Origin of the sequence: Gordonia oleivorans (assembly GCF_040044975.1) — a bacterium.
Lineage (GTDB): Bacteria > Actinomycetota > Actinomycetes > Mycobacteriales > Mycobacteriaceae > Gordonia > Gordonia oleivorans.
On sequence record NZ_JBDZDI010000010.1, the window covers coordinates 1 to 13,460 of the forward strand.

Below are 13,460 nucleotides of genomic sequence, written 5' to 3' on the forward strand. Positions count from 1 at the left end.
TCCCCGCCATGCTCGGCCAACATCCGCAACGCACGCGCCTTGACCTCCGGATCAATCTTCTTGGGCATACCGCTCATCCTTCCTGACTCAAAAGGAAGCGGCACGAAACCCGGGGGGATTCACTGAGCGATCAGGTCCCCGCCGCCGCGGTGGATCAGGGCCTCATCAAGAAGCTGCTGCCCATCCTCGCCCCCATCGTCATGAGTTTCCTGGCGTCGAAGATCCTCAACAAGGGTGGCGCATCGTCCACCACCGCGTCCGGCGGTGCCGGAGACCTCGGCTCCATCCTCGGCGGCGCCCTCGGTGGCGGCGCGGGCGGCGGGCTCGGATCCATTCTCGGCGGTGTTCTCGGTGGTGGCTCGAGTGGCGGCTCGGGCGGTGGCGGTGGCCTCGGGGATCTGCTCGGCAGCATCCTCGGCGGCCGCAAGTAGCGCTGGGCACCAGGACGTCTCGGACGGCGGCACCCGACCGGCTCGACGCGTCGCTCGGGCAAATGACACGCGCCGCTCGCGATGAGAAACACCTGAGGATTCGTTGTTAACCTCCCGGCATGTTCGCACGACGCATCCTCGCCGCCCTGACGCTGACCGTTTCCCTCACCGGCGTCGGCCTGGCCCTGTCTCCGGCCGCGCCGGCCGCAGCCTACGACTACAACTTCGGCGCCATCGCCTACGACAACTACGGCGGAACCGCCGCCGCCTGGAACTACCCGACGGCTCAGGCGGCGGCCGACGTGGTCGAGGCGCAGTGCGGCGAGGAGTGCGGCTACTTCACCTTCTACAACTCCTGCGGTGCGGTCGCCTACTCCAACGACGGTGAGTCCGTCGCCTGGGCCCGCGGTTACGACACCCACGAAGGGGCGCGTCGCGCAGCGTTGCGCAAGCTCGGCGCCGGCGTCCCCGGCCACATCGCACGGTCGGTCTGCACCGACCGCTGACACACGCGTCGATCCGTCAATCATCAAGCACCCCAGCCCGTCACGGGTCTGGGGCGCTTGATGTCTGCCCGCTCGGTGTCTACTCGCGCGGTGTCTGCTCACTCGTGGCGGCTACAGTGCCGTACCCCGTTCGGAGCCGTATCCCTGCCGGTCGGGGTCGGCGGCGAGCCGACGGTCGAGCGGCACCGTCCATTCCTGGGCGAGTTGCACATCGAGGGCCTCGAGTCGTTCGAGAATCGGCGATTGCTGATCGTCGGCGCACTGCGCGGCGAGCGTTTCATAGAGGGCGCGTAGCCGACGGTGTACCTGCGCCTGGCCATGGCTGTGGCGGCGGATCTCGTCGGTGCCGATGGCCACGTAATCGGCCCAGCTGCGCCGATAGCCACGCACGAACCGCGACTGGCGGGCGGCGCGTACCCGTGGTGCCAGCATCAGCAACAGATCCTCGATGTGATCGAGGGCCAGGACCGCACTGCTCGGATCATTGCCCGCGGTGGAGATCGCCTTGAGCGCGATGTCGGTGATCGCCTGCAGCGCCGCCGCCGGACTCACCGACGGCTGATGGGTGTCGCCGAAGAGAAGGCAGGCCAGCACTTTACGCTGGAACTCCGCGTCGCCTCCAGGCTCGCCGCCGGTGCTCGGCCCGATGACGGCGATCACCCCGACGTTGTGGGAGACGTTGTCGCCCACCCGGACCAGCAGGTCGAATCGCACCTGCCGCGACGCGGCGTACCGCTCCAGCATCGGCACGTTGACGGCCAGGAGTATCCGGCCGCGGGCACCGAGTTCCGGAAGTGTGATGGTGGTGCGCGATTCAGTTGCGGCACTGGCCCATTCGTCGAGTTCGGAGCCGTGGTCCGTGGTCTGCCCACCGACGACGGGATACTGCCGCCGGATCGCCGAACGACCGTCGGCGGCAATCCACCGCAGCAACTGGGCGGAGTTGAGTACCGAGCCGACCTTGGTCACCAGGGCGATGAACAGGATCGCCGACACCACGGTGAGGAAGGCCGCGATGGCGGTCGACGCGCCGGGGGTGCCGTCGTCGGGCCCCGACAACGCCAGGTCCATCGCGATGATCACGCTGAACACGAAGGTCGCCAGGAAGAAGCCGATGGACCAGCGCATCACCGGTTCGCGCTGCAGCATCGGGATCACCCGCACCGAGATCTGCGACGCCCCGAACTGCATCGCGAGGGTCACGGCGGTGAAGACCAGACCGGTGAGTGTCGCAGTCGCACCGGCGATCACCCCGAGCACGGTCGCCAGGGTGCCGGAATCGACGTCGAGACCCAGGTTTTCGTCGATGGTCACGCACGCGATCGCCGCGATGATGGCCAGCATCACCAGGATCACCGGAAGCCGCCAGGTCGGCACCACCGCCAACTCCCGTCGGATGCGGCGCCAGCGGATGGCGGTGGCGATCCGGTTGGGCATCTGCACGGACGGGGATTGCGCGATCGGGGCGGGCATCGGCACGACCGGTTGCGATGCCGGCGGGGCGTCGGGCACCCCGAATCTGCCGGCGAGCGCCTCCTGCACGACGATCTTCCACCGGATCATCGGTTCACGCAGTCGTCGCTCACGCCGGATGGCCTTCTGGTGCTTGGCGTCTCGACCGCCGTAGAACCATCGCGCCCACGGGGAGGCCGGTCGCGCCACCCGGATCGCACCGACGATCAGCAGGACCGGGATGAACATCCCGATGAGCCCGGTCCACAACTTGCCCTTCACCAACGTGATGATGGCGAGGACGACATTGACGGCGATACCCGCCACCAGGGTGATGCGACCGACGACATTCGGATCGTCACGGAATTCGCCCACCGCCGAGGAGAAGTCGAGTGGACGAAACCCCATCAGGAACAGCAGCCCGATGGCGATGGCGACGAACACCGCGTCCACCGACGCGCGTCCTTCCTTCTCCCAGTAGACGTCCCGCAGATGCAGGATCAACGCGAACTCGTCGAGCACCAGCGCACATCCGACGCCGAACAACGACGCGAGCACAGCGTCGGCGATCGGGGTGTCGAACCGTGACACGGAGATCAGCCCGAACCCGGACAGCGTCATCACGATGACGCCGAAGAACTCATGATGCAGATGCAGACCACCGGGGGTCACGTTGCCCGGCCACCACCGGACCTGCGCCCGAATCATCCGGACACTGAATCGGATGAACAGGAAGGTGAGGATGAACGCGACCAGGAAGACGAACAGCGGCAACCGCCCCGGATCGACGATGGTGCGGGTGAACCACGAGGTCACCGCGCCGACCTCGGATGCACGATGGGGCGTCGGCAGTTCATGGCGGTGAGTCTAATTCGCCCGCCGACCGGCCACCGACCGTTTGGCACCCCCGGCCCCCGATTCCGGGCGCAGCCGCCTCACATCATGTGTTTGGGATGCACGTTCTTCGGCATCAGTTGCAGCAGCGACATGTCCCACACCGCGTTCCGGAGTCGGCCGACCGGCTCGGCGTAGAGATCCTCGAGGGCGGCCTTCCCCAGATTGTGGGGGCCGACGATCCGGTAGCACGACTGGTTGAAACTGCCGAACCACAACTGCTTGAACAGCTTCGGGTTGATCAGCATCCGCCACATCGGGACCAGGACACCCATCTCCTTCGCGATCGAGTCCAGGTAGACCACCTGCGAGGGAATCGATTCGGTGTGCCGGGGACTCAGCGCGGTCCAGTACTCCTCCCACTGCTTCTCGCGCAGGATGCGATCGGCCACGTCCGCCGGGAGCTTCTGCTTTCCGCTGCACAGTCGCGCGAAGTAGCGGGCCTGCATCTCCGCGCAGATCGGGATACCGCCGGAGAAGGGCCGCACGAACCCGATGAACGCGGCGGTCCCGTCGTGCTCCGGCGGAATCGAATGCTTGTAGAGGTTGCGGACATTGCCGTCACGGACCGTCAGGTCGCCGATCGCGAGTCGTTCGGTGGTGAATCCGGTGCACAGCACGACGGTGTCGAAGTCGGCGGCCGTCGCATCCTTGAAGAAGACCTTCTTGCCGTCGGACCGATCGATCCCGGCGTCGTTGAGCGTGACCTTCCCGGACACGAGGCTCGGGATGAAGGTGACGTTCTTGCAGAAGATTCCCCGCTGGGTCCAACTCCCGTCGGGATGCGAACGTCGGTTCCAGGTCCGCAGCATCTCCCAATTCGCCTCGTCCTCAACCGTTCCCAGATCCATCTTGAACGGGCGGACCGGCTCGCCCATGGGATTGAGGGCGGGTTCGTCCGGTTTCCGTCCGGTCCGGCGGGCGAGTTCACCGCGCAACCCGCCGACGCCGGCCGTGATGAACCCGAGGATCACCGAGGCTGCGAGGAACACCGCCTTGGCGAACCTGTTGCGTCCCCAGAACGTCTGCAGCGGGAACGGGTAATCCGTTGAGCGACGCAGCATCTCATGGTGGTGGGAGCGGACCGTACCGTAGTCGGTGGTCTTGTCGCCTTCGAACACCCGGGGCAGCAACCACGTGTAGGAACGGATCGACAGCGTGGCGGACTCGGCGACGTCGCCGATCTCGCGGACGATGTCGGCGCCGGATTCGGCGAGGCCGACGATCAGGACGCGCTTACCCCGGAAGCGTTCGTTGTTGCGGTACTGGGCGGAGTGCACGATCTCACCGTCGAAACCCTCGAGGCCGGCGATGGCACGGTTGGGAGTCTTGAACGGGCCGGAGCAGATCGCGACGGCGCCGAACTCCTCGCTCGACTCGACACCGTCACGGCGCACCGACACCATCCACGACCCGCCGGTCTTGCGGACGTCGGTGACCTCGCTGCCGAACCGGATGTGATCGCGCAGCCGGAAGCGGTCGGCGTAGTCGCGCAGGTAGCCGTAATACTGCTTGCGTGAGTAGAAGACCCGGCCGCCCTTGAACGGATGGTCGGAGTAGGCCATCAGTTTCATCGAGATGGTGAGCATCAGGTTGTCGAAGGCCTTCATCTCGTCATCGTCGCCGGCGTGCCGGAGCCAGATCCCGCCGATGTCGGCGTTCTTGTCGAAGCAGACGACCTCATGTCCTTCGTCGCGGAGTTGCTTGATGGTCGTCAGGCCGCAGGGGCCCGCTCCGACGACACAGACCTTCATGGACTACCTCCGCCTGACTCACGCGCATGCTGTACCGCCGACCACGGACAGTTTCCGCAGTGTAGGCTTACCTTACTATGCGTTCTTCCGTGTCGACCGGCCCAGGCGGCTTCCGCACCATGATCGGGACCTTGGTCCTGGCCGTCGTGTCCGCCTTCGCGATGGCGCCGTGGGCCACCGCCGCGCCGCAGCCGAGCACCGGGTCGACCGGTGGGTTGACATTCGTGGAGCAACTCGACGACAACCTGTGGCTGGCCACCGCCCATTCGGCGGCGATGAACGCCGACATCCCGCTCCAGGTGATCCGACCGGCGGGCAATCCGGCCGACGCACCGACGCTGTATCTGCTCAACGGCGCGGGCGGCGGGGAGGACGGCGCCAACTGGCTCGCCCAGACCGATGCCCGGACGTTCTTCGCCGACAAGCTCGTCAACGTCGTCATCCCGATGAAGGGCATCGGCAGCTACTACACCGACTGGGTGGCCGACGACCCGAAGATCGGCCGCCCGATGTGGGAGACCTTCCTGACGCGGGAACTACCGTCGGCCGTCGACGCGACGTTGAAGACCAACGGACGCAACGCGATCGCGGGCCTATCCATGTCGGCGACATCGGTCCTCACCCTCGCCGGCGAGACCGGTGACCTCTACCGGTCGGTCGCGTCCTACAGCGGTTGCGCACGGACGAGCACTCCCGAGGGCGCGGCCGCGGTTCGGGGCATCGTCTACACCGCCGCCGGCGCCAATGTCGACAACATGTGGGGACCCACCGGCTCCGCCGACTGGATTCGTCACGATCCGTACATCAATGCGGCCAAACTCCGCGGCCGGACGCTCTATCTCTCCGCCGGCAGCGGCCTCGCCGGGCGCTACGACACACCCGAACACCAGGCCCCGGGCGCTCCGCCGGTGGCCAATCAGATCGTCGTCGGCGGGGCACTGGAGGCCGCGGCCCGTCAGTGCACCGAGCAGATGGCGCAACGACTCCGTGATCTGAACATCCCTGCGACGGTGAATCTCCCTGCCACCGGCACACATTCGTGGATGTACTGGCAGGACCAACTGCATCGATCCTGGCCGACGATCGCCGCCGGCCTGAACTCATGACCCACTGCGCCCACGGTGCCGACGACGACTCGCCGCCGGTCGACCTCGACACCGTCCGCCGCGGGCTACCGGAAACGGCCGTGGCGCACTGGCGGGCCGTCGCCGCGGCCCGCGCCGACGAGATCGCGATCCTCACCCCCGAGGCGTCCATCGGCTTCGCGGAGGCGTTGGCGCACACCGAGGATCGCGCACGGGCGATCGCCGCGGTCACCGACGCGGGCCGCCCGGTGGCCGTCGACACCGAATCCGACGTCGACTCGGTGCTCGCCCTGCTGTCGGTACTGATGTCGGGACGCCCGGTCATCATGCTCGACCCGCTACTGCCCGACGACCGCCGCGAACACATCCTGCAGCTGTCCGGTGCAATCCCGATGAGTCCCGCGCGGATCAACGAATTGCCTTCCAGTGCAGAACCATTGGCAGATCCGGCACCCGATGACCCGGCCGTCGTCATCTTCACCTCCGGTTCCACCGGAAAGCCGAAGGGCGTCATCTATTCTCAGCGCGGCTGGGTCAACCAGGCGGTCGACGCACACGAGTTCATGGGCCTCGGACTGGCCGACCGCGCCGCGGTCCTGCTGCCACTGAGTTTCGGAGCCGGATTCGACTGCCTGATCATGACGCTGCTCAACGGCGCCACCATGATGCTGTAGGATGTCCGGCGCCGCACCACCACCGGCCTGCGAGACTGGCTGGACACCACCGACGCCACCACCCTGCACTGCACTCCGTCGCTGCTGCGTTCCTGGCTGCCCGATCTCGACGACCCCGACCTCGACGACACCTCGCTGCACTCGCTGCGACTGGCCTCCACCTGCGGCGAGCCGGTCACCGCCGCCGACGTGGCACTGCTGCGGCGAACGGTTCTGCGCCACGGCGTCTTCTGCAGCTGGTCGGGTTCGTCGGAGATGGGCGATCTCGCCTTCAATCGCTTTCCGCCGGAACGGGATCTGCCCAGCGGTCCCATCCCCGTCGGCACCCCCGCATCGAATAAGCAGGTTCGGATCGTCGGTGAGGACGGAGGTGACCTCCCCGCCGGGACCGCGGGTGAGATCGTCGTCGAATCCGCTTATCTCGCACTCGGTTACCTCAATGATGCCGATCTGACCGCCCGCCGGTTCGTCGCACTCGACGACGGCCGGACACGGCTGCACACCGGCGATCTCGGCCGTTTCGACGACGCCGGTCACCTCCATCTGCTCGGTCGCCGTGATGACGCGGTCAAGATCCGCGGATACCTCGTCGAACCGATCGAGGTGGAGGCGGCGCTGCGGGCTTTGCCCTGGACCGTCGACGCCGTGGTCACCGGCGACCGTGACGCCGGCCGGCTCATCGCCCACGTGGCGGTGGACCGGGAGAAGTGGTCGCCGTCGCCGGCCGAGATCCGCATCGCGTTGGCAAAGACGTTGGCCCCGTGGATGATTCCACGTGACGTCGTGGTGATGACCGAGTTGCCACGCACCGAACGAGGCAAGGTGGATCGTGCGGCGCTGCCGCCGGTTCCCGAGCGCGGCGATGTCGTCGGACCGCACGGCCCGACGGAGGCGATGCTCACCCTGCTGTGGCAGGACACGCTCGGTATGAACCCCGTCGGACGGGACGAGGACTTCATCTCCCTCGGCGGCGATTCCCTCGCCGCGCGCACCATGCTGGCCGACCTCGAGCACCGCTTCGGGGTGCGGCTGGACACGGCGATGCTCTCGGCCGCCCCCACCATCGCCGAGTTCGCCCGCGTCCTCGACGCCGCCAACGATGAACGAGCCCGCACGGCAACCGGAAACACCATGGTGCAGTTGCGGACCGGTGCCAGTGAGCCGATCTTCGTCATCGCCGGAGCGGGGTCCCTCGCCACATCACTGACCCCGCTCGCCCGCGCCCTCGACACCGAACGTCCGGTGTACGGAATCCAGGCCCGCGGCATCGAGGGCCGTGGCCGCACCGACCATTCGATCGCGGCCGCCGCACGCCGCGCCATCGCCGACATCCGTTCGGTCCGGCCCCGCGGCCCCTACCGCATCTGCGGATACTCGATGGGCGGCTTCATCGCGATCGAGGCGGCGGCCGCCCTGACCCGGGCCGGACACGCATGCGAGCAGGTGATCGTCCTCGACCCACTCATCGACCCGATCCTGGCCGATCGGCTCGTCGGTCGCGAGATCGGTGGCCTCCGCCGCCTCCGAGCCGAATTCGCCGCATTGACAGCCGATCACGCCGTCCTTCCGGACCGTTCCGCGACGGCGGCGGCCTCCACCCGGACTCGGTTCCAGCAGGCCTGGAATCTGCTCGCGATGAACGTCCTGATGATCACCGCTGGGCTGGTCCGGTTGCCGACCACCCTGCAGTGGACGGTCTTCTTCGACCTCGGCACCCGGATGATCCGGCGCTACCGCCCCAGCGGTTACGGCGGTCCGATCCACATCATCCGGGCCCGCACCAATCACGACGACCCGGCCCTGTGGACGCATGTGACCTCCGGTGAGGTGACGTTCACCGATGTCGCCGGCGACCACCACTCGATGGTGCGCGCGCCGTACGTCTCCGAGACCGCGACGGCCTTCGACGAGGCGTTGTCCGACGTGCCGGCGGGTGCGCCGTCATGACCATCGCCCCCACCGGCGTCGCCGCCGTGATCAGTGCGTTCGAACCCGACGAGGCCCTGGTGGCCACCGTCGACTCGGTTCGCGATCAGGCCGGCCAGGTGATCATCGTCGACGACGGATCACCCTCTTTGTCAACCGATCCCGACGGTGCGGTCGCACAGATCCTGGAGAAGTGCGCCGCCGCCGGCGCGACCGTCCTGCGCTCCGGTGACAACCGCGGCATCGAACTCGCCCTGCAGGAGGGCGCCGAGGCGGTCCTCACCCTCGATCAGGACACCGACCTGCCCACCGACTACGTCTCCCGCATGCTCGATCACCTCGCGTTGACCCGGTCACTCGACATCGACCTGGTGATGCTGTCGCCGAGCCTGATCAACGACGACGTCGCACCATTCTGGTTCGCCCACAAGGGTGTGACGTTGGCATTCGAACCGATCCAATCAGGCATGATGTTCCCGCGGGCGCTGCTGGAGCGGGTCGGTCTCTTCGACGAGGGACTCTTCATCGACTGCGTGGAGACGGAGTTCTATCTGCGGGCCCGCGCGCTCGGAGCCCACGCGGTGATCGTGCCGGGTACGCGCATCACCCACCGGCTGGGCCGGGCGGCGCAATGGACACCGCCGCGCCCGCTCCGCTGGATCCTGCGGGGCCGTGCCGCGGGCGCCATCGAGTTCACCGAGGACGCACCGTTCCGGCATTACTACATCGCGCGCAACCGGCTCACGCTGTATCGCAGATATGCACGCAGCGAGGCGCTGTGGAGCGCGGCATCGATATCCAAGGACGTGTTCCTCCGCTGCCGTGCAATGGCGATCGGAACGGATCGACTCTCCCGGATCTATCTCACCGGCAGCGGACTACGCGCATCCCGACGTGGCGAGATGGGACGCATCCCACCCACCGTCCTCCGGCGTGCAGAACGGCTCCGTCGCGGCGGCAAGTCGCCGACGGCACCGCGTGAGCGACATTCGAATCGATCGCGGCAGTTGCCCGAGCTCGTATCGGTGGTGATCCCGGTGTTCAACGCCCGCAACGTCATCGATCTGCAGCTCGACGCGCTGGCCGATCAGACCTACCAACGCCCCTTCGAGGTGATCGTCGCCGACAACGGCTCCACCGATGGGTTGCGTGACCACCTGTCGGATCATCCGCTCCGAGATCGGCTGCGGCTCAGTGGGTCGATGCCGGCGCGACGAAGGGCAGCGCGCACGCCCGCAACGCCGGGGTCGCCGCGTCCGATGGGGACTTCGTCGCCTTCTGCGACGGGGATGATCGCGTCGATCCGGCGTGGCTCACCGAGTTGACGAGGGTGGCAACCTCCTACGATGCGGTCGGCGGAGCGGTGGAGACATCGACTCTCAATTCCGTTCGCGCCCAGAGCTGGCGGGGCATGCTCCCGCCGGAACAACCGTACGAGTTCCCCGGATTCCTGCGCGTCTCACCGACCTGCAACCTCGGGGTCTGGCGCGACACCTTCGACCGGGCCGGCGGATTCGACATCGCGTATGACCGCGGCGGTGAGGATTCCGACTTCACCATCAGGGTCCAGCTGACCGGCGGAGCGCTGGGCCACGCGCCCCGAGCGCTGGTCGCGTACCGACTGCGCGATACCTTGGCGGGCATCTGGGATCAGTCGGTGATGTGCGGCGAGGGCGACGCCCGCCTGTACTCCGACTACCGTCACTACGGAATGCCGCGGCGCCCCTGGTACGCGACGCTCGACGTGATCGCCTACCTCCTTCTGCGGAATCCCCTTCTACCGACCCGTCTGACCCGTGTTCCGCTGGGTCGCTGGCTCTTTCATGCCGGGAACCTCCTCGGCAGGGCGAAGGGCAGCATCCGACACCGCAGCCTCTACATCTGAACCGATCCGCCACCGTCGAGAGCTACCGACGGGTGGCGGCCACCCGGTAGCCGACGACCGCAGGGCCTGCGCAGATGACTGCCACACCGACCGACCACGCGAGGGTCGGCAGCAGCGGCCCGACGATCGGGCCGCCGTCGGCGAACGCGCGGATGGCGTCCACCGCGCAACTGAGCGGCTGGTATCGAACGATGGGCTGCAGCCATTGCGGATACGCGTCGGCGGGTACGAATCCGGTGTTGAAGAACATCGCCAGATTGGTTCCGATGGCGGTCCACTCGACGATGTGCGAGTCGCGGCTCAGCAGCGCCATCGCAGTCACCATCATCGAGAACGACAGCCCGAACAACAGCGCCACGCCGATGATCGCCGCGTAGCCGAGTACGCCTGTGCTGATGCGGAATCCGATGATCGTGCCGACCAGCAACACGGCGCTGACGGTGACGACGATCCGGACCGTCTCGGCCGCCAGCCGGCCCACCATGGCCGAGGCACGATGGACCGGCAGCGTCCACGTCTTGGTCAGCAACCCGGATTGGACCTCGCGTCGCAGACCCAGCCCGCTGATCGACGCACCCGACATCGCGCCGATCAGGGCCACCATCGGCACCATGCCGAAGACACTGGACGATCCGGCGTGGTCGGTCACCGAACGGTCGAGTACCAGCCAGAACAACAGCACCATGAGCGCGGGGAACAACAACGATTGCAGCAGGGTCACCGGGTCCTTGACCCACTTCACCAGGATCCGTTCGCACTGAATCCGAGAACACCGCACCAGTGCCCGCACAGTGGCTTCGGGAGCCCACGCGTGGCGGTCCGGGAACGGCATTCGCACGCCCACCACCACACCGTCGTCGATCCGAGAGCTCACGGTTCCAACCGCCGATGCGTCTCGACGTAGTAGGCGGTGATCACGAAGACCCCCGCGAGAGCACCGAGCCAGATCAGCGCAGGCATTGCGGCCTGCCACGTCGGATCACCGGCGGCCAACTCCCGCATCGTGGTGGCGAAGTGCGAGATCGGCTGATTCCGCGCGAAAGGTTGTGCCCAGTCCGGGAAACCGGATTCCGGGACGAATCCGGTCGACAGCAACCCGAGGACGAGCTGGGGCAGCACCAACAGTTGCGACGTCGCCTCCGGCCCGCGCGCGACCAGACCGAGGGAGTCCGCACCGAGGGCGAAGACGAGGCCCACGGCAAGTGCGAACGCCACGAAGGCCACCGTGTCGAGCACACCGCCGTCGAACGAGAAGCCCAGCATCGCACCGAAGATCAGGGCGGCCACCACCGACACGGTCGACCGTGCCAGCGATGTCGACATCCGCGACAACAGCGGCACCAGCGGACGCAACGGCATCGACGCGAGCCGCCGGGTCATTCCACGGATTCTGTCCAGGCTCGCGCGTTGTGCCGCGGCAACCGCCGTGAATGTCACCGCCTGCAGCACGATGATCGGCATCAGGAACTGCGCGTAGTCGATCCCCTGTTCGGCCATGATGAGCCGCAGCGGCAGATAGAAGCCGAGCGCGAAGACGAGCGGCATCACGATGGCGATCGTGAACTCGCCCTCCTTGTGCGCCGACCGAATGGCCCTGGCGGTCATCGTCTTCCACTGCCGAAGGAAGACCCAGCGGGTTGTCACGACGGCCGGATCGTCGCGATCCGGCCAGGTCAACCGGGGTTGCGGGACCTGTGTGGTCACGGCTCGTCTCCGGTGCGTGCGTTGTTGCCGGTGAGGATGAGAAAGGCATCGTCGAGTGACGGACTGCGCAACGACACATCGTCGAGACCCACCCCGGCCGTACGGGCGATCTCGATGACCGCGGCCATCGTGTCGACGCCGTGCGGAGCGGTCAGGGTCACCGCGGAGTCGTCATCCACCGCGACCCGGTATTCCGGACCGAGGTGCCGGGCGAGCGTTGCGGAGAAGTCGGCCGCCACCACCAGGTCGGACATCACAACCCGGCAATGGGTGCCACCCACCTTGCGTTTGAGGGATTCCGCGGTCCCCTCGGCGATGACCTCACCACCGTCGACGACGATGATGTTGTCGCTGAGGCGATCCGCCTCGTCCAGGTACTGCGTGGTCAGCAACGTGGTGATGCCGTCGGCCTTCAACTCCTCGATCAACGACCAGACGTCCTGCCTGCTGCGGGGATCGAGGCCGGTGGTGGGTTCGTCCAGGAACACCACCGACGGCCGCACCACCAGTCCGCAGGCGATGTCGAGGCGTCGGCGCATCCCGCCGGAGTAACCCGAGACCGGCCGGTCGGCGGCGGCGGTCAGATCGAATCTCTCCAGCAGGTAGTCGGCGCGCTCACGAGCCGACCGACGACGCAGACCACGCATGCGGCCGAAGAAGATGAGGTTGTCGCGACCGTCGAGCGTCTCGTCCAGTGCGGAATACTGCCTGGTCATCGAGATCAGCTCACGTACCGCCGCACCGTCGGTGACCACATCATGTCCGGCGACACTGGCCGAACCCGAGTCCGGCGCGAGCAGGGTGCACAGGATGTCGACGAGCGTCGTCTTACCCGCGCCGTTGGGTCCGAGAACGCCGAGCACGCTGCCCGGCGGCGCCTCGAACGAAATACCTCGCAGGGCATGAACATCGTCAAAGGATTTGGTGACCGCGTCCACTTTCAGCGCGGGCAGATAGCCGGCGGAGTCGTCGAGGATCCCGGCCATCATCGATCACCTGGCTTTCCCGTCGAACTCGAACGGCGACTTTGCACCGACTGACATCATGTTAAGGTTAGCCTGTGCTAATTCATACGTGCGAGTCCACCCCGGAATGGGCAGCCGGACTCACCACCGATGATGCCGCACCGGACGAGGCACCGATGTAACG

The 13,460-nt window shown here is 67.0% G+C and carries 10 protein-coding genes and 3 pseudogenes; 8 read left to right on the forward strand and 5 right to left on the reverse strand.

Annotation, left to right across the window (positions count from 1 at the left end):
* Nucleotides 1-149: 149 nt before the first annotated feature.
* Together ABLE92_RS15260 and ABLE92_RS15265 are read left to right on the forward strand one after the other, a co-directional pair.
* On the forward strand, nucleotides 150-431 hold the full coding sequence (locus ABLE92_RS15260; RefSeq protein WP_496560814.1) for a hypothetical protein: 282 nt from the start codon (nucleotides 150-152) through the stop codon (nucleotides 429-431).
* A 119-nt stretch (nucleotides 432-550) separates the two neighbouring features.
* Nucleotides 551-937 carry a DUF4189 domain-containing protein gene (locus ABLE92_RS15265; protein ID WP_348805653.1) on the forward strand — a complete coding sequence of 129 codons (387 nt, stop codon included), beginning with the start codon at nucleotides 551-553 and terminating at the stop codon, nucleotides 935-937.
* A gap of 111 nt (nucleotides 938-1,048) precedes the next feature.
* Here ABLE92_RS15265 and ABLE92_RS15270 read toward each other — a convergent pair whose 3' ends face one another.
* The gene (locus ABLE92_RS15270; RefSeq protein ID WP_348805654.1) at nucleotides 1,049-3,205 is read right to left on the reverse strand and encodes a DUF2254 family protein; all 2,157 of its coding nucleotides are present in this window, start codon (nucleotides 3,203-3,205) and stop codon (nucleotides 1,049-1,051) included.
* Nucleotides 3,206-3,324: 119 nt separating this feature from the next.
* A complete protein-coding gene (locus ABLE92_RS15275; protein ID WP_348805655.1) occupies nucleotides 3,325-5,037 on the reverse strand; it encodes a flavin-containing monooxygenase in 1,713 nt (570 codons plus the stop codon).
* Nucleotides 5,038-5,156: 119 nt separating this feature from the next.
* Here ABLE92_RS15275 and ABLE92_RS15280 point away from each other — a divergent pair, with 119 nt between their 5' ends.
* The 6 genes and pseudogenes from ABLE92_RS15280 (at nucleotide 5,157) to ABLE92_RS15305 (ending at nucleotide 10,607) form a co-directional block, all read left to right on the forward strand.
* Nucleotides 5,157-6,143, forward strand: coding sequence for an alpha/beta hydrolase (locus ABLE92_RS15280; RefSeq protein ID WP_496560816.1), 987 nt, complete (start codon nucleotides 5,157-5,159; stop codon nucleotides 6,141-6,143).
* Between the two features lie 305 nt (nucleotides 6,144-6,448).
* Nucleotides 6,449-7,606, forward strand: a pseudogene (locus tag ABLE92_RS15285) (AMP-binding protein); the annotation flags it as partial.
* A gap of 84 nt (nucleotides 7,607-7,690) precedes the next feature.
* The gene (locus tag ABLE92_RS15290; protein WP_348805767.1) at nucleotides 7,691-8,743 is read left to right on the forward strand and encodes an alpha/beta fold hydrolase; all 1,053 of its coding nucleotides are present in this window, start codon (nucleotides 7,691-7,693) and stop codon (nucleotides 8,741-8,743) included.
* A pseudogene (locus tag ABLE92_RS15295) lies at nucleotides 8,740-9,831 on the forward strand (glycosyltransferase); the annotation flags it as partial. The gene ABLE92_RS15290 and the pseudogene ABLE92_RS15295, both read left to right, overlap by 4 nt.
* 167 nt (nucleotides 9,832-9,998) lie before the next feature.
* A pseudogene (locus tag ABLE92_RS15300) lies at nucleotides 9,999-10,046 on the forward strand (hypothetical protein); the annotation flags it as partial.
* A gap of 6 nt (nucleotides 10,047-10,052) precedes the next feature.
* Nucleotides 10,053-10,607, forward strand: coding sequence for a glycosyltransferase family 2 protein (locus ABLE92_RS15305; protein WP_348805657.1), 555 nt, complete (start codon nucleotides 10,053-10,055; stop codon nucleotides 10,605-10,607).
* 22 nt (nucleotides 10,608-10,629) lie between these two features.
* Here the strand turns inward: ABLE92_RS15305 and ABLE92_RS15310 are convergent, their stop codons facing one another.
* Genes ABLE92_RS15310 through ABLE92_RS15320 form a run of 3 tightly spaced genes read right to left on the reverse strand, consistent with a single transcriptional unit; the run spans nucleotide 10,630 to nucleotide 13,300 of the window.
* Nucleotides 10,630-11,481 (reverse strand): ABC transporter permease, encoded by an 852-nt coding sequence (locus ABLE92_RS15310; protein WP_348805658.1) that lies wholly within the window; start codon nucleotides 11,479-11,481, stop codon nucleotides 10,630-10,632.
* Nucleotides 11,478-12,311 carry an ABC transporter permease gene (locus ABLE92_RS15315; RefSeq protein WP_348805659.1) on the reverse strand — a complete coding sequence of 278 codons (834 nt, stop codon included), beginning with the start codon at nucleotides 12,309-12,311 and terminating at the stop codon, nucleotides 11,478-11,480. The genes ABLE92_RS15310 and ABLE92_RS15315 overlap by 4 nt, the downstream gene beginning before the upstream one ends.
* Entirely contained in the window at nucleotides 12,308-13,300 is a 993-nt protein-coding gene (locus ABLE92_RS15320) for an ATP-binding cassette domain-containing protein (protein ID WP_348805660.1), read from the reverse strand. The genes ABLE92_RS15315 and ABLE92_RS15320 overlap by 4 nt, the downstream gene beginning before the upstream one ends.
* Nucleotides 13,301-13,460: the final 160 nt, after the last annotated feature.